The sequence below is a fragment of the Candidatus Leptofilum sp. genome (assembly GCF_965223285.1).
Lineage (GTDB): Bacteria > Chloroflexota > Anaerolineae > Promineifilales > Promineifilaceae > Leptofilum.
The window spans coordinates 1794166-1819113 of the sequence record NZ_OZ244997.1; the positions used below are offsets into that span (position 1 = coordinate 1794166).

Here is a 24948-nt window from a genome sequence, read left to right on the forward strand (position 1 = left end):
TTTTTAATTCTTACGCATTTGGCCTAACTAAACTACAAAAGTCTTGGGGCTAAAGATGTAAATTCCAGAGAGAACAAGACTTTTGTAGTCTTCATTGCGTAAGTCCTGTTCTAAACAGGCGGGAAAATGAGCTTACAAGAAGCTGGTGTAATTTGGATTTTATTCATCAACATTGTGGCGTTGGTGACGTACAGGTTCGACAAAATTCGGGCAGGAAGCGGCCGTTCGCGCGTGCCGGAGCGAAATCTTCTGCTTCTGGCGTTAGTCGGTGGCTCACCAGCAGCGTTCATTGCCATGTTTTTGATGAAGCCACGCCACAAATCGCGTAAGCTCTCGTTTCAGTTGAAATTTTGGGGAATTGTAGTTGGTCACGCCGCCCTGCTCTGGTTTTATTGGCAATTTTGGCAACGGCCGTAAAACTCCACCAGATGCCCCTCCACGGCAAAGTTAAACCTCTCAGCCAACAGCTTCCCTACTTCCTGCAAACCACACTCATCAAACTCAAAAACAGCATCGCAGCCAGAGCAAATCAGGTGGTGGTGATGCCCCCCATCGAGCAAAATGTAATGGGCCGCCCCTGTGCCCTGATAAACCGGGCGAATCAACCCTAGCTCACTGAGCAGTTCCAGCGTGCGGTACACCGTCATTCGCCCGACAGTGATGTCTGTTTGATGGATCACCTCCAGCAAGCCATCGGCCGTGATATGCCCGCCGCAGTCCAGTAACGCCTGTACAATCTTCTGTCGTGAACTGGTGAGCCGATACCCTTTTTGTTTCAAAGCCATCTGGATTTCGTTTAAGCGCGTATCTAAACTTTGTTCGTTCATAAGCCTTCTTTTGCCGCAGAGTCGCGGAGAACGCTGAGATTTTATTTCTTTTTTCCTCTATGTTCTACTTCGGCTTCGCTCAGCACAAGCCTGTGGCAAATTACTAATTTTGCCGCCAGACGAGGCCACGTTGTGGGGCAAATAGATAAGCCAAAGCAAATACGGCCGTTGCCACCAACACCACCGCCGGCCCCGAAGCAATATCTAAATAGTAGGACGCATACAGCCCGGCCGCCCCAGAAAATGCCCCAATCGTCGCCGCAATGGCCATCATTGGGGCCAGGCGGCGGGTGAGCAACGAGGCAGCGGCAGCAGGCGTCACCAACATAGCCACCATCAGGGCAATGCCCACCACCTGCAACGACACTACGATGGTAACGGCAATGAGCACCAGGAGCAGATAGCGCAAAAAGGTCGCGGGCAAGCGCAGCGTCGTGGCCAGCACCGGATCAAAGGAGATGACCATGAACTCTTTGTAAAAAAAGAAGACCGTGAGCAACACGACGAGGCCAAGGCCAGCCGTAACCCACAAATCGCTGCTCGTTACCCCCAGCAAATTGCCAAATAAAAAGTGAGCCAAATCAATGGTGTAATTGCCCGTCGCCGACAGCATTGCCACGCCCAGGGCAAACGACCCGGCAAAAATTACGCCAATGGCCGTATCTTCTTTGACTACACCCCGACTGCTGAGGGCACCAATGCCAACGGCCGTAAACACCCCCATAATCAACGCCCCCACCGCCAGTGGCCAGCCCAGCAAAAAAGCGACCACCACACCGGGCAAAATCGTATGCGCCAGCGCATCCCCAAAAAAGGCCATACCGCGCAGCACCACGTACGTACCCAGCACCGAGCAAACTACACCCACCAAAACAGCCGCAATCAACGCCCGCACGATGAAGGAAAATTGGAGGGGATCAAGGAGGAAGTTCATGGTTATCCGTTATCGGTAATCGGCATTCCGTTCACCAATTACCGGCTCATCATGTCCGCAGCAATCATCTACCAAAATGGCTTGCGCTGCGCCAGGGAGGTGGTGGACGTGGCCGCCGTAGGCTTGCAGCAAGTTTTCTGAGGTGAGAACGGCCGTTGGGGCTGCAAAAGCAATGATTTGTCGGTTTATGAGCATGATTTTGTCGAAGCGATCGGCGGCTAATTGCAAATCGTGGGTAGCCACCAGCACGGTTACGCCATCGGGGCGCAGGCTGTCTAGCACATCGAAAATGGTTTGCTGCGTGGGCAAATCCAGCCCGTTAAGCGGTTCATCCAGCAGCAATAGCTCCGCCTCTTGCGCCAAGGCGCGAGCAATAAACACCCGCTGCTGTTGCCCACCAGACAGCTCGCCAATCTGCTTTTTGGCCAGATGAGAGACGCCGACGCGGTCTAAACTGTGCCGCACCAGCTCCCAATCGGCGCGGCGCGGCCAGCGGAAGAGGCCAATTTGCCCCACGCGCCCCATCATCACCACATCTTCCACCGTCACGGGAAATGACCAATCAATCTCGTTGCGCTGCGGCACATAGCCAATGCAGATGTGGCCATCGGGGCCATGTCCAAAGATTTGCACCTGCCCCTCGCTTGGCTTCACGGTGCCGACGATGAGCTTGAACAGGGTACTTTTACCAGCCCCGTTTGGCCCAACGACGGCAATGCGCTCCCCTTGTTGGGCAGTGAAACTGATATTTTCAACAGCATGAGAACGGCCGTTTCGACTTCGCTCACTGCTGACTTTGCCACCATGCCCACCAACTGAAACCTCCTGCAACCCAGCGGCATACACCACAGATACATTTACCATCTGCAAAGAGGGTGTTTGCGGGTCATGGGTCACTCCGCGACCAGATAGTGCATTCATTAATTGCGCCATATTGATATTTTATCACAATTAACAAGTTTAGTAGGGGCAAGACAGATGGAAACCATCTTTGTCCCACGCAAATACCTTTGCACCATTTGCCTTGCCCAATTCAGTAGCAGCAATCCGAAGAATTCATGTTAAAATGCGGATGTTCATCGCAAGCGGGAGAGTTACATGATGCACAAAACTGTCTACACGAAATTACTGCTGGTATTGGGATTGGCAACGGCCGTTCTCATCCTCACTGCCTGTCAAACCAACGAACCCGCCACGCCCACGCCGCTAGCCACAATTGCCACGCCTACTAGCCAACCCAGCCACACCCCCACCCCGACTATTGCTGTGACGGAAACGGCCGTGCCGACCAGCTCACCATCCCAAACTGCTACCCTCTTATCAACAGAAATCCCAACCGCCATGGCAACACCATTTTTGGCAGTTTCCCGGCCCATTTTGAGCAGCCAGGGACAGCTAGCCTTTATCAAAAACCAGACGTTATTTGTAGAAACGGCCGTAAATTCTGGTGCTTTCAACACCTTTGAAGGCGACATTGGCGCGCCCCATTGGTCACCACAGGGCAATCGCTTCCTTTTTTACATTTGTCCTACTGAAGGGCAAGTCTTTTGTGATGAACCCATCTGGATGATTCTCAATCTCAGAACAAACGATCTTGTCAATCTAAATGAGCAAATTTCAGATATGCCACACCATTTTCTTGGAACAACAATTTGGGCAAAAAATGGAGAAATAATTTTCCTTAGAAAGATTCTTGAAGGAAATATTTTTATTATAGATTTGGCATCGGAAAAGTTTTCACTCATCCTTAACTCTCTTCGCCTGCCAATGGGTGTATGGGAATTGCCAAATGAAAAGCTCTTGATTCAAGACAACCTCGGCACTTGGGCAAACGAACTTCATGTTTATGATTTCAACGGAACAAAATTATGGAGCTTTCCAAATACTCGTTCTTGGGGAATCGAGGGAGGTAATGCTGGCTTATTAGGCTTTTCTGAAGAAGGTCAACTACTGATCATCTTAGAGCCTGATGAAAGTCTAAATGAGTTCGCTGCATTTTACCGTTTCAATACCATCACATTTGCCACTGAACGTTTAGCAACCTATCCAATTCTCCCAGGAGCAAGTGCAAACATTTCACCAGATGGTCAATCTGTCGCACTCTCCGTCCCAATTGAGCAAGGGAACTTTGAAGATAGGGCTTTGATGATTGTTGACCTAAACGGCCGTTCCTACGGCCAACGCCCCAACAGCATCATCGTAGATTGGCGACCATGCGGGGGGCCAGTGGTGGAAGAAACCCTTGATGATGGGCAAAACCAACTGCTTTACTGGCCGCTGGATGGCACAGCAGTGCAGATATTTGCGGAACTTGGAGCGGTTGATTTTGAAGCGGGGAAGTGGAGCCGGGACGGCCGTACCTTCATCTACAGTGCCGTGGACGAAGCGGAAAACCAAAGCCGCCTCTACCTGTGGCAGCCAGAAGCTACCGCCCCCACGCTGCTCGTCACCGCCGAAGGCACCGACGGCTTCCAAAACTTCGCCTGGCTGCCAGACTCAACGGCCGTCTACTTCAATTTTGGTCGCACGGAATTGTGGAAATTTGAAGTCGCAAATCAAGGGCTGAGTTTGATTGCTAGTGCCACAGATTAAAGCAAAAAGCGGGAAGCACCCAGCCAGATTTGGTACAAACCAAAGCCAAGCAGTGCAATTGCCGAAATCGCGCCCAACCATCGGTTCAACTTAGGGCTCGCCTGCCCCAGTACGCCAAACAGCACCACAAACCCCATAAAGCCACCAATCAACGCCCCGTAAAAGCCAAAGATGAACGCCAATCCGTGCGAGGGCGATTGCCGCCACCCCTCCAGGAAGATGGGGCCAGCGATGGTGCTCCAAAAAATGTAGGCATTGGGGCTGAGCATATTCATTAGGGCAGCTTCGCGGATGCTTTGCTTTTTTTGTGGTGTCGGAACGGCCGTATCCCCCTCCGCCACCTGCCCCGATTTATACGCTTTGTATGCCAAGTAAATCAAAAAAAAGCCCCCCGCAAAGCGCAACGCCGACACAAACCAATCTGGCATTTGCGTTAGCACCAGCAGCACCAACAGCACAATCGGACCATCGCTCATTAGCGGAGCCAATGCCGCCACTAGCGTGCTTCGCAATCCATTTTTCAACGTCTGCGACAGTAAATATGCCTGAAACGGCCCAGGCTGAGCCGCTGCCGCACCGCCATACCCTAATCCCTGTAATAAATACCAAATCATATTTCGCCTCAAAAAATTTTCGGGGGCAGTCTAACACAAACCCAATACCGCTCCCATAAAACTGTTCCTGACAAAACATGTCAAGAATCAATGATAAACTTGGTAACTTATGTTACGCAGCGTAGATTTCCAGATGACAACCGTACGTTGTTAGCGAAATTGAGGAGAAAATCATGAAATATGGCTTTGTCATTCCTAGCGGAGATGCCCGCACTGTGGCCAATTTGGCAAAAACGGCCGAATCTGCCAACTGGGACGCCATCTTTGTTTGGGAGCCGGTCTGGGGCATCGACGCCTGGGTTAGCCTGACGGCAGCGGCGATGGTGACTGAACGTATCCGCCTGGGTACGATGATCACCCCGCTCTCCCGAATGCGTCCCTGGAAGCTGGCCAGCGAAACCGCCACGCTAGACAACCTCTCTGGCGGGCGCGTTATTCTGGGCGTGGGTCTAGGCGCGGTAGACACTGGCTTCGCCAACTTCGGTGAAGTGACAGACCACAAAACCCGTGCCGAATTGGTAGATGAAGGGCTCGTCATCCTGACGGGATTGTGGCGCGGAAAGCCTTTTAGTTACAGCGGCAAACATTACCAGGTGCAAGAAACTGACTTCTTCCCGCCCCCGCCCCCAATGCAGGAACCGCGCATTCCCATCTGGGTGGTGGGAGCCTGGAACTGGCCCAAAAGCATGGCCCGCGTGTTGCGCTACGATGGCCTACTCCCCAACGTGTTGGATGCCAATAAGCAACACCAACCACTCACGCCAACGGCCGTTGCTGAAATGGCAGCCTTCATTCAAGCCAACAGGCCGAATGGACCATTTGACATCGTAGTGGAAGGGGAAACGCCGGGAGATAAACCGGATAAAGCAGTGGAGAAGGTACGGCCGTTTACTCAAGCGGGCGCAACCTGGTGGCTGGAAACACGTTGGGAGGTGCCCCGCACCTCAGAAGGGTTGCAAACTGTCGAGGAACGCATCAAGCAGGGGCCGCCCTCAGTGAGCGGTGTGCAGTAATTGGTAATCAGTTATTGGTTTTCGGCGGCGGCTTTCTCAGCGACTTCGGCGAGCAGTTCATAAGGCTGCGCGCCGCTGACGAGGTATTTGTTGTTGTAAACCAACGCAGGCACGCCGCTAAGGCCGTATTGGAACGCTTGCTGTACGTCGGCAAGCATCGCTTGTTGATATTGCGGATCGTCCAGGGCGGCTAAAAATTGATCGCGATCCAGGCCAACGGCCGTTGCTAACCCAGCTAGCACCTCTAAATCCTCAATATTTTGGGCATCCTGCCAGTAAGCGCGAAAGACGGCATCATGAAACGCTTCGCCTACGCCTTGCGCCTCGGCAAACTTGGCCCCTACTAATGCCGGGCGGCTGTCGATGCCAAATGGGCCTGTGTCAATTTCCAGGCCATACCGTTCACGCGCCATTTGTTCCATCTGTGGCCGACTGGCCTCGATGCGAGCACGGTATTCTGGCGAAATGGGTGGTGAACCAGCCGGGCGCAGCTCATACGAACGCCAGCGAATTTGGACATTGTGCGTTTCCTTGAGCTTCTCCAAACTGGAGGAGACGAGAAAGCAAAACGGTCAAACAAAGTCTGACCAAACATCGATTGTTACTTGATTTTGGGTCATGGTTTTCCTTAATAGCAAGTGATTGGTTGCTGGTGGCTAGTGGCTTATTCTGCCAACAACCAGCCACTAACCACCAACAAACTATATCTTTTGGCAAGTGGGGCAGTAGTACAGTCGTCTGCCGCCGATGCTGTCTTTGATAACGGCCGTACCGCAGTTGTAGCAAGGACGGCCGTCACGATTAAACACCCAAAAGCGATAGTCGCGGTAAGGTTGCCCCTCCGCTTTCAGCTTCTCAGCCAACGCCAGATCGTTGGTAATGCCTTTAGTTTGGTAGGATTGGCGGGTGAGGGAAACGGCCGCTTCCGCCAACGCCCCAATTTGTTCATCTGTACAATCCATCGGCCGCAAATCGGGGGAGACCCGCGCCACAAACAACACCTCGCTGCGTAAATAGTTGCCCAATCCCGCCAAAAAGCCCTGGTCTAGCAGCAGCGAGGTTAACCGCCGCCGCCGAAAGCGGTCAGCGACAAATCGCTCCGCCACTTGTGAAATCGTCACCGATTCATCCAGCAAATCCGGCCCTAGCTTGCTCAAAAACGGGTGGCTGTCCAGCTCCCCATCTTGCAGCACGGCAATGTCAGACGCACTGTAAAGCAATGCCGATTTCTCTTCGTTGTGGATGGCCAGCCGCAACTGTCGCTTGGTTTCAGGATAATCGTGGGCATCGCGCACTATCCAAATGCCATAAAGTTGATTGTGGCTGTAGATGTTGTACCCGTTGGCAAACCGAGTGAGCATCGCTTTGCCTCGCGCCTGTACGGCCGTTACCGCCACCCCGGTCAAAATCGATTCATACTTTTTTAGGGCATCAAAGGCAAAGGAAACGGCCGTTGTTGGTCGTCCGGCAATGGCAGCAGCCACGGCATCAGCCGCTAGCTGGATTTCTGGCCCTTCAGGCATGTTGTTTACTCCAATTATTATTTGCCACAGAGATCACAGAGGAAAAGGAGATTAACCTCTAAAAGCTCTGTGTTCTCTGTGGCAAAAATTATTCGAGTTGATCTTACCAAACTTTGGGAGGATTGCCGCTACTCGGCAGAATTGGTTAGTTCAGAGGAAGAATCGAGGAACAGGTTAAGTTCGGTCTCGGAAAGGGGTTCTGCGGATTCGGTAGCGTAGAAGCCAGTTTCCCACAAGCTGCCTTCTGCCTGAAAGGCTTGGTGGATGGTTTGTTCAGAGCCATTTTTGAAGAGATAGGCGGCCCAACTGGCATCGCGCCCGGGGGGCACGGTCACCACAAGCTGCACCAAATCTGCCTGTACCTGCACGTGGGTTAGCACGCAAGCATTGGCCACTGCCAACCGGCTCATAGCGCGGCGCAAAGGAATGTGTAGCTGGCTGGGCAATGGTTCGATAGGCCGCCACACGATGACAAAAGACGGCCGTACCCCTACCCCAAGGTCATTCCCCAGCAACCCGGTGTGGGCCAAGGCTCGCCCTTCAACAACGGCCGTTAGTTTTTTGGCCATGCGCCGCGCCTGCTGCCGCACTTCCGTCAACGGAGCTTCTGGCAAGGCCACAATCGTCACCAAAAAATCATCGCTAACCTGATGCGAAAATAACAGCAAATCCCCAGCACGCGCTGGTAGATGAATAAATTGCAAACGGGAAGGCAACGCATTTTCATGCCAACTATCACCCACATGGAGAGCCACCGCGGCCGCCTCGCTTTCGTTCAGCTCACCCCAGTAGGCCAGCAGCTTGCTGCCACGTGCAAAAACAATTGTTTGCAGCAGGCGACCCAAATGCGCTTCTTGCAAAGTGGCAATGAGTGTAGCAATATCTAACGAGCGCATGGCATCTTGCGTTACAGGCGAATTTAGCTGACCTGTTTGCGCCATTGGTCTCCGCGCCACATTTTCCACGAGCGTTTCCAACTCCACGTCCACCAGCGATTTAATCAGCACCCCCTGGACGTTGCCGGAATATGTCACTGGAATTTCCTCATCGCCAGAAGGCATCACCAAAATGATGCGCAAGTCAGGCTGCACCGCCCGCAGCGACCGGACAATTTTGGCACCTTCGGCCACGGGCACAAAGGCCAAGTCCTGGTCATTTTGCACCAGTTGCAGGCAGGCATCTTTCAATGAGGTCACCATCGAGATGTTGAATTCACCCATACGATTGAGGGCATGAACGAGGCGCAAGGCAAAGGTGCGGTCTGATTCCAGAACGAGGATATGCTTCATTGGCGCAGACATGGCTTGATTCTACTGGATGGGCAAAAGCAAAAGCAATGGCTTTCAAGCTAAGTTGCATGAACCTACCGTGAAAATTCCCGTCGTCGCAGCTGTCATTCAGAGTGCAGCAAAGCGGATGCAATTGCTAGGCGGTTTGCTATAGTCAGGAATATTGCCTTTGTGGGTTGGTCGGGATGCTTCGCTGTGCTCAGCATGACAATTGGGGCTACGGCCGTTTCCACAACAAAAATACGACCATGCCACACCCAGCAACCAGCACCAAACCAGCCACTAACCACCACAACCAGCCGCTAGCCCCTTCCGGCTGCTCAATTGGCTCGATGTTGATGGGCGTGGGGGAAGGAGCGGGGTTGGGTACGGCCGTTGCCACCAAACCTGGCTCCGGCGTGGGCAAATCATCTAGCTGCAAAATGAGCAGCGGCAAATCGTGGTCGGTAGTTTTGAAGGGAAGCGCGGTTGGCGATACATCCACACCTAGCGCGTCAGGATAATCGGCATTGACGTGCAAAATCATGACATCGGCCACATCATCTTGTAAGGCAGGCGACAGCAAAATACCGTCGATGAGCTGCGATACGCCGCCAAAGACAAAGGTGTAGCGCGTCTCGTCTGGCAGGCGCAGCAGCACGTTTTCCAGATTGCTATTTTCTGTCAAGGCTCGCATGGGCGGCGACTGTTCATAATCGTTAAAATCGCCCAGCACAATCACGTTGGCATTTGGGTCAGCCGCCAAAATGTCGGCCACCAGCCCAGCGACATGGTTAGCCTGCGCCAGTCGCCAGGGGGCAGTCTCGGCTTCCCCGCCCCGCTTCGACTTGAAATGGTTGATGATGATTGTGAACGGCCGTTCCGCCACCAATACCTCTACCAGCAGCGGGGGACGAGAAAAGAGCGCATCTTGCCCGGCTGGGCAGTCCAATTGGGCATCAAACACCTCTGTTTCCAGCACGGTGCAGGTTTGCATCAGTTGAGCCGACTGCATCGTCACCAGATCGGGATGGCTCATCAAAGCCAAATCAATGCCGCGCACATCGGCACTCTCTAAATGAGTGACAGTATAAGTAAATCCACAATCGGGAGCAGCTAGCAGAGCCAATTCATCCAGCAAGGTGCCTTTTTCTACTTCCTGCACGGCCACCAGCGTGGGGCAGCCCAGCGTTTGCGTCAGCGCGGCGGCCAATTTTCGCTGCTTGAGGCGTAATTCCAATTCTAATGGCTTTGGTTCGGCATCGTCGCCTGTATCGTCAATCAGGTCGAAGTAATTTTCCATGTTGAAGCTGGCAATGCTGATTTGGTCAGGCTGCAAGGGCGGCGCGACGGGCGGCTGCGGCAAGTTGATGCTGGTCACTAACAGTTCATCAGTCGCCTGCTGTACCAGTTTGAACTGGTCGAAGTTGTAGGTGAGCGGCCCCACCAAACCGCTGACCAGATCCCCGGTTTTGACGTGCGGGAAGCCGTCACAAAATTGGTCAGATTGGTACAAAATCGGGATCACCTGCCCGATGGGATCAGCCAGCTCGCGGCGAAAAATGCGCGGCGTCTCTACGCTGGGCGAGACGACGGCAAAGCCGCAGCTGCTAAAAGTTGGCCCCACCACCCGCGCCGGATCGGCGATTTGCACACGCACCCCCTCAAGCGGCTCAAAGTAAGCAGCCAACGCCTCGGGCTCGGCTGGTGGATCTATCAGGATGGGATCAGGCAGTGGCTGCTCGGTGAGTTCTACTTGAATGTCCAGATTATTATCGTCTAGCTCAGTAAGGCCGAAAAATTCCGTTACCAGCCCAGAAACCCGAATTTGATCGCCAACTTGGAAGAATGGCCGTTCCCTCCCCAAAAAGATGGCAATGCCGTCAGAAGTTATTGGATCACCATCCTCAAAGCCGGGAATATCTTGCACAAAGGCGGTGTAAAAGGTAGTGCCGCTGGCGTTGCGGTCTTCGTACACGCCGGTGACGATGCCGCGAAAGGCGACGGTCTGGTTAATGGCGGCGGCCACCTCGCCCGCACCCTGAATGGTGCCGATGGGTGGCAGTTCTTCCAGCTCGGCGGGATTAAGCGGCGTGCGGCAAGCATCATCGAACTGGACTGTGCCGGGGGTGGGCGTTTGCTGCGGCTGCCAGTCGGTGGCGGTGTCTGTATCGCAGTTGGCAGGATTGCGTTCAATGCTTTGGCCCTCGAAAACGGCCGTTACCGCTGGGGCAAAAAAGGTCATCTGGTCGCCATAATTCACGCTGTCGATGATAAAGTTGTTCTCGTTGAGCAGCACCACCTCGTCGCCATCATTCGCCAGAGCCAGATCGCCCGTCGCCCAGAGCAAATAGTTGCGCATGTTGGGCACATTGGGGTCGGAATCGGTCAGTTCAAAGTCTGGGTTAATGCCGTATAGAAAGCGGAAGCCAACGGCCGTTTGAGCCACCACTACCGCCTGTTCCGGTTCCAGCAGCGTGCCTTCAGGAAAACGACGCATCCCCTCACCACCGCTGCTCTGCTCCTCGTCCCCCACCTTGATGTCGCTGAGGTCGATAACGGCCGTGCCCACGTTGGCAATCTCAATCCATTCTCGTTCAGACTCTTCACCGGGCGGATTGTAGAAAACCTCGGTGATGAGCAGGCCAGGGTTTACAATTTGGGCGTGGGTGGGTTGAAAAATGGTGGTGAGAAAGAGTACGGCCGTTGCCCCCAACAGCAGCCATCGCCAAACAAAGTTCCGGTGTATCATTCTGATCCCTCCAAACTGACCGTGCGAATCGAGATTATCCGCAGATTGGCGCAAATTGCGCCTGCAGATTATAAGGCAAGATCCAAAAAATCCGCGAACTCCGTGGCTATTTATTGCAGGGGTAGCGGCAGCTGCCAAATTTTGCTGGTGGGGTTGAGGCGCAGGTGGGTGATCCACTTCACCCACTCGGCGCCACGCTGGTCGGGGGCAACAAGGCGCACAGGGAAGCCATGTCCATGCGAGAGGGGCGCATCGGCCACTTCCAAGGCGAGAAAATAGCGACTGGCTTGTTCCAACGTAAACCGCCGTTGATAGCCCGTGACGGAAATAATGGAGAGACTGGCGGCTGTATCATCCAGCTCGGCCATTTCCAGCAGCTGAGCCAGCGAGACGCCGCGCCAAACCTGCTCTGAATACCAGCCACCGGTGCAATCGACAACGGCCGTTTCTGCCACATCAGTCAACTCGCGTAATTGGTCGTAAGCTAGGCTGTACGGCCGTTTCACCGCACCATCCACCACCAACTGCCAGCTTGCCACATCAATCGGCGGGGGATTGTCGTTAATCCAGCTCACCACCGGGAATCGCCCCGTGAAGCTGCCCCTCTCGTATGAGCCGGTGAAGCGGCGGTTTGCACCGGGCAAAGCAACGACCTCTTTCCCCCAATCGGCAGCGCGCCAGATGAGCAAACCGAGCAAAGTGGAAACGGCCGTGCCCATAAACAGCCGCCGCCCCACCGCTCCCGGCACGCGCCAAATGAAGCGCATATGCCAGGCGTGCCAGGCCATGAGCAGCAGCAGCGGCACCGCCAGATAGATGTGCAGGCTCACCAAACTAAAGCCACCCAGGTAAATCGGCCCGCTAAACGTCCAGAGCAGGCCAGAAAAAATGACGATGAGCAGAAGACTAAACATCCCGGCAAAGGCAAGGCGGCGGCGCGTCCACACCGTTTTGCGGCGGATGGCATCCAGGACGATGCCCCCTTTCCAGTAGAGCAGCACCAGCAGGGCATATGCCCCAATGCCGTGTGCCCACAAAATCCAGGCGCGGGAGATACGGCCGTTTACCGTCCCAAAATAGCCACTGAGCGCCTGCACCACAATCAAAATCAGCAAAACCACATTAGCCCACGGGGTTTTCATGGGGATAGTTTAGCAGAAACGGCCGTAGCTTACCCCCGACCCTCATTTTTTGTTTGAAGTTGCTACCATATTTTGTATACTGTTCGAGCGCGTTTTTAATCAGCCTGGCAGGTTCTTCACGTATTTGTGCAGGCTAACATATTAGCACCCGGAAACAACAAGTTGAGGAATAAAAATTATGTCCGAAGGACAGCACAAACATCCATTGGAAGAATATTCTGAAAATGAACAAGTCGCTTATTTGAGTATTTTGTCTGCCATCTGTTATGCAGATAAAGAATTTGGAGATGAGGAAAAACATCAACTGGATAGCTTGTTGGCGCAACTTGAGATTTCGGATGTAGAGAAGGCTAAAATTTATTCTTCAGTATTCAGCCTTCCACACAAAGATAAACTGGCGAATCTTGAAGCCATTCAAAATCTTGGTAATACAGAATTAAAGTACACCTTGATCTCAGACTTGTGTCTTTTTTCGTTAGTTGATGCGAAGTTCACCGATGAAGAATATCAATACATACTTGGTATTGGGGAAGTATTGGGGATTACCCAAGAGCAAATTGATGCCATTAAGTCTATCCAGGAGGAGCTTGAAAGAATCAAGGACATTCCTTCAAATTCTGAAAGATTTAAACAGGTCATAAAAAATGGTGCAGCAAACCTTGCCGGGGTCGGTGTTCCTATAGGAGCCATTGCAGCAAGTGGTAAGGTTTTTGGGCTTAGTGCCGCGGGGATTACCTCAGGTTTAGCCGCACTTGGCCTTGGCAGTGGCATGTTGGCCGGGGCGGTCATTGTGGTTCCTGCAATCGCAGTCGGGACTGCTTATGGTGTTAAAAAACTCTTTGATGTCGTATGGAGAGATAAAGAGAATTCAGATGATGAGAAAACCTCACAAGAAAAAGGACAAAAATGGTCATGGACAAAAAAAGTGTAAGCAGTGAATTACACCCTATATCGGCTAAACTCGAGATTGTACAAGGAGTCGTTCAAAATCTACCCGAAATCGTTGAGGCTATCAAAGAAATCTACACCCTCAACAAGAAAGAACAATTGTTTGGTAAAGTTCTGCAATCCCGGCTCGATGAATTGAATATTAACAAAGAGAATTTCAAAGTATTGGTTGAGAGCTTAACCGAATTATCCAAATCAGAAAACAGTGATGCTGAGACCAAAGCGATGTATCGAGATATGATAAAAACATTCTTTGAAACCTTCACTACCAATCTTCGTAGTTCACAGGACGTTTCCAATTATCTGAAAGAATTTTAGCAAATGTATGGGATAAATTTGATAGCAGTTGCCAAAATATTGGGGGCGACTGCGGCTAGTAACATCTTATTTAGCACGAATGGGGCAATTCGTTCGCTTCATCAGGAAATTGTAAGGTATTCTGCGCAACAAAATATTGCAATGGTTAAAGTATTGATGCGAAACCTTGCCCAACAAAATGAGCGGGCGTATGGGGATATTGTTAAAATACTTAGGGAACATTTCACCGAAGAAGAATTACAAGAAATTCTACCTCAATGAGTGAAAACCGATGCAAACCCAAGAGGTCAGTCTATTTTGGGAACGGCCGTTTCCCCACCCTCACATTCCCCCCACCAACTTTGCGCGAAACGGCCGTTCCCACTCACAAAACATGTTTACACGGTATCCGTGAAAGTGTATAATCAGCTCTATGATTATTTCTTTTGGCGATGACGCAACCGAAGATTTGTATCATGGTCGCCACACCAAACGAGTTCGTAAACTGCCACAGGATATTTTGCATCGCGCATTAGTCCGATTGGATGTCCTCAATACAGCTCATAGTTTGATAGACCTCAGGTCTCCACCAGGTAATCGGCTTGAAGCACTCGTTGGTAACTGGGCAGGTTTTCACAGTATTCGCATCAATCAACAGTGGCGGATCATTTTTCGGTGGGAAGATGGAAACGCCTACGACGTACAGATAGTTGATTATCATTAAAGGACAGCCACAAAATGATTCCTGAAAATCGCATTCCTACACATCCCGGTGTCGTCTTAGAAGAAGAGTTCTTAGTGCCTCTGGGGCTTACACAAGTTTCTCTAGCCAAACATCTGGGGATTCCAACGCAACGAATCAACGAGCTAGTTCGTGGAAAGCGCGGCGTAACGCCCGAAACTGCATGGCTACTAGCTGGTGCCTTTGGCACGACCCCTCAATTCTGGCTCAATCTTCAGGCAAATTACGATTTGGCTTCAAACCGACCCAATCGCACAATTCAGCCGCTCGTTCATGCTGCCTAATAATAAGGCCGATTGAAGTAGATAAGGAAAGCGGATCAGTCTGTTCTTGGCAACGGCCGTTCCCACACTCCACATTCCCCTTCCACACACTTTGCGGAAACGGCCGTTCTCCTCACAAACCCCAAACAGGAGCATGCATGGCTTTCCAAGACAATCCGCACGTCATCCGCTGGCGGCTAAATTTGAGATCGCCCATTGAAAAAGTGTACCGAGCGTTAGCCACCGATGCGGGTCGCGCAGCTTTTTGGGCAGAAACGGCCGTTGCCGCCAACGGCATCATCCATTTTGAATTCCCAAACGGATATACATGGGATGGCAAGATATTAAAAGCACAACCCCCGCACACTTTCGCCGTACAGTACATTGACCAATCAATTGCCACCTTCATCCTAAAAGCCGATGGTCACGGTGGCACCAATTTAACGTTAACCGATGAAGGTGTGGCCAAACAACATCGCAACGAAGTCATTGCGGGGTGGGTTTTCGTGCTGCTGGCTCTGAAAGCGGCCGTTGACTTTGGCGTCGATTTGCGTAATCACAATCCGGATCACACGTGGGAAATTGGTTTTGTGGAAAATTAATCATTCCTTACAAGAATACGGGTAATTGAACGGCGTGGCTGGAAGGCTCAAAGAGAATGTGTTCCGCTAGGCATAGGTTTTTGAGGAGGTTAAAATGGTCAAATTAGTCGCAATGTCTGAGGATGAGTATCAACATTTTATTGCTTGGGCAATAGAAGATTATGCCCGTGAGCAGGTAAAGGCTGGTGCCTGGCCAGAGGAAAATGCCCCGGCGTTAGCCAAACATGCTTTTGAATCGCGCTTGCCGGAGGGTTTGTCTACCCCTAACCAATTTCTGTACATGATTGAACGGGAAGCCGATGGCGTAAAAGTTGGCCAGCTATGGTGGGGAATTCAAGAGCAAGGGGAAAATCAGTTTGCCACGCTGAACGATTTCCACGTCTTTCCAGAATTTCGCCGCCAGGGGCTCGGCGTCCAGGCCATGGACGCCATGGAAGCGATGATGCGCCAGAATGGATTGGACACTGTCTATCTGCATGTTTTTGGCCATAATGAGCCAGCCAGGGCACTATACCGCAAATTGGGCTACGTAGAGCGGAACATCACCATGATGAAGGGACTTTAGTGACCGTCGGCAAATAAATTAGCGGAATCGCGCGGACGGCAAAAAGTCTTGGTAATTCAAGGCCATTCTGCAACCGTAAACACCACCCTAACAAAGGCTTAAAGCTGACGCGCAGGGGAAACGAGCGCGTAGCTTAAGCAACTGAACGCCGGACTACTCATGTACTTTTGTAGATTGCACACTCAAAAGCAGATTTCAATAATTCCAATAGTCCCTTAAGAGTGCTGTCTCAGGCCAACAACATTGCCATCTGTGTTTTTCACCTGCGCTATTAACAGGCCATACCCAACATCTTTGATGTTCTGTACGATTTCAGCACCTACGTCAACCATTTCTTTGATACTGACTTGAATGTCTGTGACATCCACATAGCCAATAGGCCCAAGTCTCGAATTTGGGTCTAATCCAACCTCCAATTCGCCAACTTTATAGCCCACATAGTACGCGCTGTCAGTATATGGTTCAGTTCCTAAAAACTTATTGTAAAACGTCTTTGCTTTCTCCACATCAGCTACGGGATAGACAATCAAAGTAATACTTTTTTCCATTATAATTTTCCTTTGACACAACTGTCGTATTAGTTTATAATCAACTTATCTTGATATTAAAGTTACTTGAAAATCAAGGTAAAGTCAAGAGGCTTGATGTGGAATTAAAGAGAGATATTGAGAAACAGGTATTTGCAGCTGCCCGAAATAACAACATTAGCTCAATACAGTTTCGCAATGTTGTAGCCAGAAAGTTGGGGCTAAATATCACAGATTCGGAGTGTCTCAGCTTCCTTGCAATCAAAGGTAGAGCAACTCCGAAAGAACTCGCGCATTATACTGGCCTGACAACTGGTTCAACGACTGCAATGCTTGATCGATTGGAAAAATCTCAATTCATCAAGCGTAAACCTAATCCAGAAGATAGGCGTAGCGTATTAATTGAGATTAGTGAGAAATGGGCAAAAACAGCAGCACCTCTAGTAAAGGGGATTCAGCAATCACAGGCTGAACTCATAGCGAGTTACACAGACGAAGAGCTTAAAATTATAGCTGATTTTTTGACACGCTTTACGAACAACGTGATAGAACAAACAAAGAGGGTAGAAAGCAGCCCTCCCTCCTAGGGATAAATATTGCTTAACCCGATATATAACAAAGAGGAACAAATTATGGCAAAAAAATCATCGAAAGGCGGCGGAAAGCCAATCCCCAAAGTGGAGGTCAATTTAGTCATCTCACCACCAGAGATTGAGAATCTGCTCGCCACATTACAAGAACGCTTTGAGCAAAATATGGATCGTCACGAAGGGTTGGAATGGAACAAAATTGCGGCAAAACTGGAAGGAAACCCTGAAAAATTGACGTCACTTAATGCAATGGAGGCGACTGGTGGAGAGCCAGACGTAGTTGGATATGATGCGGAATCATCCGAATATATTTTTATGGATTGTTCGGCTGAGTCCCCCCAGCGCAGAAGCATCTGTTACGACGAAGCTGCCCTAGCCGAACGACACAAAAAAGGTGTTTTTCCTGGCGGGAGTGCGGTTGGTCTTGCTGCCAGGATGGGGATTGAATTATTGAATGAGGAGCAGTACCGTCAACTGCAAACGTTGGGCGAATTTGACACTAAAACCTCCAGTTGGCTGCAAACCCCTACTAATATTAGAAAACTTGGAGGTGCAATCTTTGCTGATCGTCGTTTTGGACATGTCTTTGTATACCATAACGGTGCGCCATCTTTTTATGGCGGCAGGGGATTTCGCGGCTTGTTAAGAGTTTAAGATCCGCTGTATTAGACTTCTGTCAATGGATGAGATTAAAAACAAAACAATTGACGATAAAGATGTAGATGCGATGGTGAGCACAGTTTAGCCGCCTAACAAGGCTTACAGCAGACGCGAAGCGCGGCTGAAGCAGGCGCTAAACGACATAAGAAAAGAGGCATTTGAGGTAGGCACCTTCTGGAAAGCCAATTAGATGATCTAAAGTGTGACCCGTGCGCTCGATTTCTTGCAACGGCCGTCCCACCCCAACGGCCGTCTTATGCACCAAATCAAAAAATTGGTTTGCCTTGACACGGCTAGAACAGGAAGCCATCACCAGAATGCCACCGGGTTGCAGTAGTTTGAGGCCAAGGCGGACGAGACGGCCGTACGCCGTTAAGGCCCGTTCCACCTCATCCTGCCGCTTGGCAAATGCTGGCGGATCAATAATCACCATCTCAAAACGACGGCCGTTGCCAATAAGCTGCTTCATCGACTGAAATGCGTCCCCCACCAGCAGTTCATGCTCGGCAGCGGCCACCGCCTCGTTGGCCTGATTCAGCTTAAAGTTGCGCATGGCATTGGCCAAAGCGGGCTGGCTAATGTCTAAACTCACCACCTCTTTGGCACCGCCTCGCGCCGCATAGAGCGAAAATCCGCCTGTGTAAGCAAACACATTTAGCACGCGCTTTCCCGCAGCCAGCTTCTCCACCCGCGCCCGATTGTCACGTTGATCTAAAAAGAAGCCAGTTTTCTGCCCGTGCACCACATCTGCCTCAAAATAGATGCCATTTTCTAAAAAACGCACCCCCGTGTTGCGCACAGGCCGCCCCCAAATCTGGCCATCAACCAAGCCGTACAAAGCGTCCGTTTGGCGTTGCACAAAGCGGCTCAACCGCAGCACCATCCGCTTGGGCTGGATAAGTTTGTTAACCGCTGCCATCACATCTCGCAAATGCGGCACCCAGGCGGTGGTGTACAGCTTAAGCACCAGGGTTTCTCCGTAGCGGTCGATGACCAGCCCCGGCAGACCGTCGTTTTCGCCATGCACCACCCGGTACCCGGTGGTGTTGGTTTGCAAGAGTGGCAGCCGTTGTTCAACGGCCGTTTCCACCTGATACAAAAACCAATCCGCATCAATCTGGGTCGGCTTGCCCCGCGCCAAAATCCGCACCCGAATGGGTGAGGCAGGGGCATACAGCCCAATCGCCAAAAACCGCTTCTTGCGATCAAAAATAACGGCCAAATCACCGGGACGGCCGTCGTGGCTCTGCTGCCGAATCGCTTTGTCAAACAACCAGGGATGCCCTTTGCGAATCCGCCGTTCTGCCGCCGGGCTTACCCGCACAGCAATCCGCTTTTCCGATGGCCGGGGTAAATGGGCCAGTTCTCTTTCTAAATTCATTGCTGATTAAACCGCAGGTTTCACAGGCTTGTGGTGAGCAAAGCCGAACCATTAACGCAGATTTTCTTTGTAGCTCTGCGCCTCTGCATTGTTTTTTCGTAGCCATACGCATTCTAGCGTAAAATGTGGGTCAATGCCGAAAACAAACAGAGTTTACCGAGAAATTTCATGATCGAACAAGTTACCGTCATCATCCCCGCCACCTCTGCCAATCTTGGCCCCGGTTTCGACTGCCTGGGATTGGCCTTAGCCTTGCACAACCGGGTTACATTTACAACCGTCGCCACTCCCGGCCTCACCATCGAAGCCACCGGTCTGGATGCCGAAAAAGTGCCAACCGACGAAACCAACCTGGTGTTCCAAATGGCTAACTGCCTGTTTGAACGGTTCGGCAAACGGCCGTCTGGCTTACACATTCAGCAAGAAAACAATATTCCTGTTGGCAGCGGTTTGGGCAGCAGCTCAACGGCCGTACTCGCCGGGCTGCTAGGGGCCAACGCCCTGCTGGGCACGCCGCTCACCCAGGCAGAACTACTCACCCTGGCCACGGCCGAAGAAGGCCACCCAGACAACGTCGCCCCCGCCCTGCTTGGCGGCCTCGTTTTGGGCGTCATGCACGGTGATCAGGTGCATATCGAGCCACTACCCATTGCCGCCCAGCAGGTAGCAATCGTGATGCCTGACTTCCACCTGCTCACCAAAGATGCCCGTGCGGCTCTGCCCGAAAAAATCGGCCGTCAGGACGCCATTTTCAACGCCAGCCGCCTGCCCTTGCTAATCCGCGCCCTGGAAACGGCCGATTACCCCACGCTCACCCTGGCCATGCAAGATAAGCTGCATCAGCCATACCGTCTGCCGCTCATCCCGGGCATGGCCGACGCCTTTACCGCTGCTGCTGCTGCCGGAGCGTCCGGCGTAGCACTCAGTGGTGCGGGTCCCAGTCTTATTGCCTTTGCCCGCGATGATCATGAAGAAATTGTGGCCGCAGTAACGGCCGTTTTCCAACAAAATGGTCTCGCCAGCCGAAGCTGGATTTTGCCCATCGACACCACAGGAACCCAACTACATTAAACTCGCCAGCCAGCACACTATTTGATAAACTAAATAGTTGTTGACATAGCAACCAATTCACACAAAATCTGAAGAGATTTCAAAACTGTTCAACGCAATTCGTTAGTAATGCAAGATAAGCACTCGCTGGCTTATGCAAAAGCCAAATAGAATTTTGAATTAGATCGGAATCACGATTGGCCAAAACAACAGCTTGCCAAACTCAAAACCTTTTTGCCGATGACAAAACTGAACCATCTCCCACACCTTTGGTTCGGTTTTTGTGGTAAGAATGGTTTGCCTATGTAGAAGCCAAAAAAGTATTTTGACATAAAGTGTTGGCGCAATTGGCTTCTATTTGAGCAAACCACAGAGAAAGCGCGCTTTGGTTTTCCAAGTATTTTCTGTGGTTTGCTAGGGATGGCAACGGCCGTTTTCCACCAGCCTGTCACGCAACTGAAACAACCAAGGCTTACCAAGGAGATATGAATGGACAAAGAGACATTATTGGACTGGTACCGCCAAATGGTCCTCATTCGCCGTTTTGAAGAGCGCAGCGACGAACTGTACCAATTGGAAGGTAAAATTAAAGGCTTCCTCCACCTGTATATCGGGCAAGAAGCCGTTGCCGTCGGCACCATTGCCGCTCGTAAAGAAGGCGACCATATCATTACCGCCTACCGCGATCACGGCCACGCGCTCGCCGTCGGTATTTCTGCCAACGAAGTGATGGCTGAATTGATGGGCAAAGCCACTGGCGCGGTTGGCGGGCGCGGCGGTTCCATGCATTTGGCCAGTAAAGAACGCACCTTTTGGGGCGGCTATGGCATCGTCGGGGCTCACATTTCGCTCGGTGTAGGCATGGCCCTTACCGAACAGTACAAAGGCTCCGACAATGTTTGCCTGTGCTACTTTGGCGACGGCGCCACAAATATTGGCTACTTCCACGAATCACTCAACATGGCGGCCGTTTGGGACCTGCCCATCGTCTTCATCTGCGAAAACAATAAATACGGCATGGGCACCTCCATCGAAAAAGCCTCTGCTGCTCATAAAATGATCGACAAAGCCAAAGCATACAAAATTCCAGGCAAGCAGGTAGATGGCATGGACATCTTTGCCGTTTATGAAGCCACTGAAAAAGCGATTGCCGCCTGCCGCAAAGGCAAAGGGCCACAATTCTTGGAAATGATGACCTACCGTTACGAAGGGCACAGCATTGGCGACCGCACCCGCTATCGCCCAGAAGGTGAGCTGGACAAATGGCGGGATGAAAAAGACCCAATCGCCACACTGCAAAACCATCTGCTCCAGGAACATGGCGTCGAAGAGTCGCAGCTTGTTGCCATAGACAAAGCGATCATTGACGAGGTGGACAAAGCGGTCGAATTTTCTGATGAGTCGCCCTTGCCTGCGCTCGACACCCTCTTTGACCACATATATCCCAGCAACGCGGAGGCAAATTAATCATGGCCCGTCTAACATTACGAGAAGCAATTACCGAAGCCCTGCGCGAAGAAATGCGCCGCGACGAAAATGTATTTATCATGGGCGAAGAAGTGGGTGCCTGGGGTGGCACCTACGCCGTTACCAAAGGCTTTCTAGATGAATTTGGCGAGCGGCGTGTGCGCGACACGCCCATCTCTGAAATGGCAATTGCCGGCGCAGCAACGGGTGCAGCCATGACCGGCACTCGCCCCGTTGCTGAATTTATGACCATTAACTTTGCCTTTGTAGCCTTTGATGCCATCGTCAATCATGCAGCCAAAGTCAGCTATATGTTCAACGGTCAGTTTGACTGCCCAGTTGTGTTCCGCGCTCCTGGCGGAGGTGGCAAGCAGCTAGGCGCTACCCACAGCCACACGCCGGATGTCATTTTTGCCCATTTCCCCGGTCTCAAAGTCGTGTGCCCGGCAACCCCGTACGATGCCAAAGGCTTGCTGAAATCTGCCATTCGAGACAACAGCCCGGTCATGTTCATTGAGCCAGTGGCCCTTTACACTTCGCCCAAGGTACGCGATGAAGTCCCAGAAGAAGAGTTCACTGTTCCCATCGGCGTCTCTGATGTGAAGCGTGCCGGCTCCGATGTCACCATTGTGACTTATGGTGAAGGGCTGCATACCTCGCTAGACGCCGCCAAAGCGTTAGCCAAAGAAGGCATCGAGGCTGAAGTAATCGATCTACGCACGTTGCAGCCGCTAGACATGGGGCCGGTCATCGAATCATTCAAGAAGACGTTCAAAGCTGTGGTGGTAGAATTTGGTCACCAAACCTATGGCATTGGTGCTGAAATTGTGGCCCGGTTGCAGGATGAGGCATTTGACTATATTGATGCGCCCATCAAGCGTGTGGCGCAGTTTGATGTACCCGCTCCATACTCTGGCGAGCTAGAACGCGCTGCATTACCTAATGCTGATCGCGTCATCGCCGCCGTGAAGGAGATTCTATAATGGCTGAATTTATCAAAATGCCCACGCTGGGCTTCGATATGGAAGAAGGCACAATGGGCACCTGGCTCAAACAAGTTGGCGATCCGGTACAAAAGGGTGATGTCCTGGCTGAAATTGAGTCAGATAAGGTAACCCAAGAGTTAACGGCTCGCGCGGAAGGCGTTCTACTAGCACAGCTGGCTAATACGGGCGATCTCATCCCGGTTGGCGATAACCTGGGCATTATCGGGGCAGAGGGGGAAGATGTCTCCGGCATGGTGACGGATAGTGGCAACGGTGCCACAGCTCCCGCCGCCGAAGAAGTTGCGGAATCGAAACCAGAGGCAACACCTGCTACGGCCGTTGCACCACCCCCTCCCCCAACAGGCGAATTAAACGCGGAGTTCCCTGATGGCATTAAGGCAACGCCAGTGGCACGCCGCGTGGCAGAGGAGCATGGGTTGGATTTGTCCCGCGTAGGTGGCAGTGGCCCCGGTGGGCGGATACGCAAGGCAGATGTGGAAGCATTCCTGGCAAATCCGCCAGCAGCGCAACCCAAGATGCCCGCAACCGTGGAATCTATCCCCACGCCAGCAACTGCCACCGAATTACCGCTTACCCGGATGCGCCAGGCAATTGCCCGCCGCATGACTGAAAGCAAAACGACAGTGCCCCATTTTTACGTCACCACCGAGATCGACATGGCGGCGGCTTTGAGTTTGCGGAAGCAAATTAATAACGCGCTCGCACCAGAGCAAAAAGTGTCGGTTAATGATATGGTGGTCAAGGCGGCAGCGTTGGCTTTGCGGCAGTTCCCGAACATCAATGCCAGCTTTGGCGGCGACAAGATAATTATGCACAATGAGATTAATGTGGGTTCGGCCGTTGCCGTAGAAGGCGGTCTGCTCACCGTTGTCCAAAAAGGCACCGATGGCGCGAGCATCTCCAAAATTGCTCAAGATCACAAAGAGATGATTGGCCGCGCTCGCGAAGGTAAAGTGAAACCCGAGGACATCGAAGGAGCAACCTTTACCGTCAGCAATCTAGGTGCCTTTGACGTCGAGCATTTCGTTGCCATTATCAATCCGCCAAATGCAGCAATTCTTGCGGTAGGCTCTGCCAAGCAGGTGCCAGTCGTGGTGGATGGTGAACTCACTGTCGGCAACCGCATGAAAGCCACGCTTTCAGCAGACCATCGGGTGACAGATGGTGCAGAAGCGGCGCAATACATGCAAACGCTCAAAGGCATTCTGGAAGATCCGCTTCGTTTGCTCATATAAGAAAAACGCAAAACCCTCGGAATTGCCCAACACTGTCTAATTGCTGTTGCCTGCAATTTCGGGGGTGTATTTATTAAGACGCAATTTCTCATAAAAATCTGCTATACTAACGGCGGCAGATTCACATAAGATGAACTTTTATAATTGACAAGGTACGACAAATCTGCCTCCTGAACCATCAATAATCGTCGTACCACAGCCAGAGGAGTACACATGGCTACAATTCTTGTAATTGATGATGATGAACTTGTGTCCCGTACGTTGCAGCGCGCCTTGAAACTGTATGGTTACCACGTGATGGTATCCAATAGCGGCACTGAGGGATTACAACTAGCTCGTCGCCATCGCCCTGATCTGTTTATTCTTGACATCATGATGCCTGGTGCCGATGGTTACCAGGTGTGCCGTCAAATTCGAGGGGATCCATTGCTGCAAGAATTGCCGGTACTCTTTTTGACCGCAAAAGCCAAAGATGAAGACAAGATCGAAGGGTTTCGCGCCGGGGCTGATGATTATTTGAGCAAGCCATTTAACATGGAAGAGCTACAGCTGCGAGTTCGGGCGATTTTGCGTCGGGCTGTTCCTAAGGACGTTAAGGAAGAGAAACCGAGCGAAGTGGTTGCGGGTAATGTGGTTTTAGATTGCCGCAGCTTCAAAGTAACGACACCAAACGGAACGGCTCTGTTGACCAATGTGCAGTTTGATCTGCTTTATCATTTAATGAGCAATGCGGATCAGGTTTTTAACAGCCAGCAGCTTCTGCAAGATGTGTGGGATTATCCGCGAGACACTGGCAGTCCTGAGCTGGTTCGGGCCCACATCAAGAATTTGCGGGAGAAAATTGAGCCTGTTCCTAGCGCACCAAAGTATATTCGCACTATTCAAGGGCATGGATATACATTTACAACTAATCCAGACCAGTAGCTGGGACTGAGTCTTTATTACAGGT

28 protein-coding genes and 1 pseudogene are annotated in these 24948 nt (G+C 51.6%); 18 read left to right on the top strand and 11 right to left on the bottom strand.

All coding sequences use genetic code 11. From position 1 onward, the window contains the following. Window positions 1-126 precede the first annotated feature (126 nt). Entirely contained in the window at window positions 127-417 is a 291-nt protein-coding gene (locus tag ACOQPU_RS08270) for a DUF1294 domain-containing protein (protein ID WP_420644652.1), read from the top strand. On the opposite strand, the gene ACOQPU_RS08275 is transcribed toward ACOQPU_RS08270, so the two are convergent. From ACOQPU_RS08275 to ACOQPU_RS08285, 3 genes are all read right to left on the bottom strand, one after another. Further along, on the bottom strand, window positions 390-827 hold the full coding sequence (locus ACOQPU_RS08275; protein WP_420644653.1) for a Fur family transcriptional regulator: 438 nt from the start codon (window positions 825-827) through the stop codon (window positions 390-392). The genes ACOQPU_RS08270 and ACOQPU_RS08275 overlap by 28 nt on opposite strands. A 103-nt stretch (window positions 828-930) precedes the next feature. After that, window positions 931-1761: a metal ABC transporter permease gene (locus ACOQPU_RS08280; RefSeq protein ID WP_420644654.1), complete on the bottom strand. Its 831-nt coding sequence runs from the start codon at window positions 1759-1761 to the stop codon at window positions 931-933. A 9-nt stretch (window positions 1762-1770) separates the two neighbouring features. Beyond that, on the bottom strand, window positions 1771-2682 hold the full coding sequence (locus ACOQPU_RS08285) for a metal ABC transporter ATP-binding protein (RefSeq protein WP_420644655.1): 912 nt from the start codon (window positions 2680-2682) through the stop codon (window positions 1771-1773). Between the two features lie 177 nt (window positions 2683-2859). Between ACOQPU_RS08285 and ACOQPU_RS08290 the strand changes: the two genes are divergently transcribed. After that, a complete protein-coding gene (locus ACOQPU_RS08290) occupies window positions 2860-4353 on the top strand; it encodes a TolB family protein (RefSeq protein ID WP_420644656.1) in 1494 nt (497 codons plus the stop codon). On the opposite strand, the gene ACOQPU_RS08295 is transcribed toward ACOQPU_RS08290, so the two are convergent. Beyond that, window positions 4350-4967 (bottom strand): LysE family translocator, encoded by a 618-nt coding sequence (locus ACOQPU_RS08295; protein WP_420644657.1) that lies wholly within the window; start codon window positions 4965-4967, stop codon window positions 4350-4352. The genes ACOQPU_RS08290 and ACOQPU_RS08295 overlap by 4 nt on opposite strands. A gap of 173 nt (window positions 4968-5140) precedes the next feature. Between ACOQPU_RS08295 and ACOQPU_RS08300 the strand changes: the two genes are divergently transcribed. Then, window positions 5141-5980 carry an LLM class flavin-dependent oxidoreductase gene (locus ACOQPU_RS08300; RefSeq protein WP_420644658.1) on the top strand — a complete coding sequence of 280 codons (840 nt, stop codon included), beginning with the start codon at window positions 5141-5143 and terminating at the stop codon, window positions 5978-5980. A gap of 11 nt (window positions 5981-5991) precedes the next feature. Here ACOQPU_RS08300 and ACOQPU_RS08305 read toward each other — a convergent pair. From ACOQPU_RS08305 to ACOQPU_RS08325, 5 genes and pseudogenes are all read right to left on the bottom strand, one after another. Continuing rightward, window positions 5992-6540, bottom strand: a pseudogene (locus ACOQPU_RS08305) (DsbA family oxidoreductase); the annotation flags it as partial. A 141-nt stretch (window positions 6541-6681) separates the two neighbouring features. Then, a complete protein-coding gene (gene nei, locus ACOQPU_RS08310) occupies window positions 6682-7503 on the bottom strand; it encodes an endonuclease VIII (protein WP_420644659.1) in 822 nt (273 codons plus the stop codon). 128 nt (window positions 7504-7631) lie between these two features. Beyond that, window positions 7632-8804, bottom strand: coding sequence for a response regulator (locus ACOQPU_RS08315; RefSeq protein WP_420644660.1), 1173 nt, complete (start codon window positions 8802-8804; stop codon window positions 7632-7634). A 205-nt stretch (window positions 8805-9009) separates the two neighbouring features. Continuing rightward, entirely contained in the window at window positions 9010-11523 is a 2514-nt protein-coding gene (locus ACOQPU_RS08320) for a lamin tail domain-containing protein (protein WP_420644661.1), read from the bottom strand. A 110-nt stretch (window positions 11524-11633) separates the two neighbouring features. Continuing rightward, window positions 11634-12665, bottom strand: coding sequence for a molybdopterin-dependent oxidoreductase (locus ACOQPU_RS08325; protein ID WP_420644662.1), 1032 nt, complete (start codon window positions 12663-12665; stop codon window positions 11634-11636). Window positions 12666-12843: 178 nt separating this feature from the next. On the opposite strand from ACOQPU_RS08325, the gene ACOQPU_RS08330 reads away from it, so the two are divergent. The 8 genes from ACOQPU_RS08330 (at window position 12844) to ACOQPU_RS08365 (ending at window position 16082) form a co-directional block, all read left to right on the top strand. Then, complete coding sequence (locus ACOQPU_RS08330) at window positions 12844-13596, top strand: TerB family tellurite resistance protein (RefSeq protein WP_420644663.1); 753 nt, start codon at window positions 12844-12846, stop codon at window positions 13594-13596. Beyond that, complete coding sequence (locus ACOQPU_RS08335) at window positions 13578-13931, top strand: hypothetical protein (protein WP_420644664.1); 354 nt, start codon at window positions 13578-13580, stop codon at window positions 13929-13931. Before ACOQPU_RS08330 ends, ACOQPU_RS08335 begins: the two co-directional genes overlap by 19 nt. 3 nt (window positions 13932-13934) lie before the next feature. Further along, entirely contained in the window at window positions 13935-14192 is a 258-nt protein-coding gene (locus ACOQPU_RS08340; protein WP_420644665.1) for a hypothetical protein, read from the top strand. Between the two features lie 10 nt (window positions 14193-14202). Then, entirely contained in the window at window positions 14203-14325 is a 123-nt protein-coding gene (locus tag ACOQPU_RS08345) for a hypothetical protein (protein WP_420644666.1), read from the top strand. Between the two features lie 18 nt (window positions 14326-14343). Then, window positions 14344-14634 carry a type II toxin-antitoxin system RelE/ParE family toxin gene (locus ACOQPU_RS08350; protein WP_420644667.1) on the top strand — a complete coding sequence of 97 codons (291 nt, stop codon included), beginning with the start codon at window positions 14344-14346 and terminating at the stop codon, window positions 14632-14634. A 14-nt stretch (window positions 14635-14648) separates the two neighbouring features. Continuing rightward, complete coding sequence (locus ACOQPU_RS08355) at window positions 14649-14936, top strand: HigA family addiction module antitoxin (RefSeq protein ID WP_420644668.1); 288 nt, start codon at window positions 14649-14651, stop codon at window positions 14934-14936. Between the two features lie 137 nt (window positions 14937-15073). Then, window positions 15074-15517 (top strand): SRPBCC family protein, encoded by a 444-nt coding sequence (locus ACOQPU_RS08360; protein WP_420644669.1) that lies wholly within the window; start codon window positions 15074-15076, stop codon window positions 15515-15517. A 94-nt stretch (window positions 15518-15611) separates the two neighbouring features. After that, complete coding sequence (locus tag ACOQPU_RS08365; protein WP_420644670.1) at window positions 15612-16082, top strand: GNAT family N-acetyltransferase; 471 nt, start codon at window positions 15612-15614, stop codon at window positions 16080-16082. Window positions 16083-16297: 215 nt separating this feature from the next. On the opposite strand, the gene ACOQPU_RS08370 is transcribed toward ACOQPU_RS08365, so the two are convergent. Further along, window positions 16298-16630, bottom strand: coding sequence for a VOC family protein (locus ACOQPU_RS08370; protein WP_420644671.1), 333 nt, complete (start codon window positions 16628-16630; stop codon window positions 16298-16300). A gap of 50 nt (window positions 16631-16680) precedes the next feature. Between ACOQPU_RS08370 and ACOQPU_RS08375 the strand changes: the two genes are divergently transcribed. Together ACOQPU_RS08375 and ACOQPU_RS08380 are read left to right on the top strand one after the other, a co-directional pair. Next, on the top strand, window positions 16681-17196 hold the full coding sequence (locus ACOQPU_RS08375; RefSeq protein ID WP_420644672.1) for a MarR family winged helix-turn-helix transcriptional regulator: 516 nt from the start codon (window positions 16681-16683) through the stop codon (window positions 17194-17196). A gap of 45 nt (window positions 17197-17241) precedes the next feature. Then, window positions 17242-17853: a DUF4256 domain-containing protein gene (locus ACOQPU_RS08380; RefSeq protein ID WP_420644673.1), complete on the top strand. Its 612-nt coding sequence runs from the start codon at window positions 17242-17244 to the stop codon at window positions 17851-17853. Window positions 17854-17992: 139 nt separating this feature from the next. Here the strand turns inward: ACOQPU_RS08380 and ACOQPU_RS08385 are convergent, their stop codons facing one another. Further along, complete coding sequence (locus ACOQPU_RS08385; protein WP_420644674.1) at window positions 17993-19240, bottom strand: class I SAM-dependent rRNA methyltransferase; 1248 nt, start codon at window positions 19238-19240, stop codon at window positions 17993-17995. A 168-nt stretch (window positions 19241-19408) separates the two neighbouring features. Between ACOQPU_RS08385 and thrB the strand changes: the two genes are divergently transcribed. From thrB to ACOQPU_RS08410, 5 genes are all read left to right on the top strand, one after another. After that, window positions 19409-20311 (top strand): homoserine kinase, encoded by a 903-nt coding sequence (gene thrB, locus ACOQPU_RS08390; RefSeq protein ID WP_420644675.1) that lies wholly within the window; start codon window positions 19409-19411, stop codon window positions 20309-20311. A gap of 468 nt (window positions 20312-20779) precedes the next feature. Then, a complete protein-coding gene (gene pdhA / locus ACOQPU_RS08395) occupies window positions 20780-21757 on the top strand; it encodes a pyruvate dehydrogenase (acetyl-transferring) E1 component subunit alpha (protein ID WP_420644676.1) in 978 nt (325 codons plus the stop codon). Between the two features lie 2 nt (window positions 21758-21759). Continuing rightward, entirely contained in the window at window positions 21760-22740 is a 981-nt protein-coding gene (locus ACOQPU_RS08400; RefSeq protein WP_420644677.1) for an alpha-ketoacid dehydrogenase subunit beta, read from the top strand. Then, complete coding sequence (locus ACOQPU_RS08405) at window positions 22740-23999, top strand: dihydrolipoamide acetyltransferase family protein (protein WP_420644678.1); 1260 nt, start codon at window positions 22740-22742, stop codon at window positions 23997-23999. Before ACOQPU_RS08400 ends, ACOQPU_RS08405 begins: the two co-directional genes overlap by 1 nt. A 213-nt stretch (window positions 24000-24212) precedes the next feature. Beyond that, window positions 24213-24923, top strand: coding sequence for a response regulator transcription factor (locus ACOQPU_RS08410; protein ID WP_420644679.1), 711 nt, complete (start codon window positions 24213-24215; stop codon window positions 24921-24923). Window positions 24924-24948 lie beyond the last annotated feature (25 nt).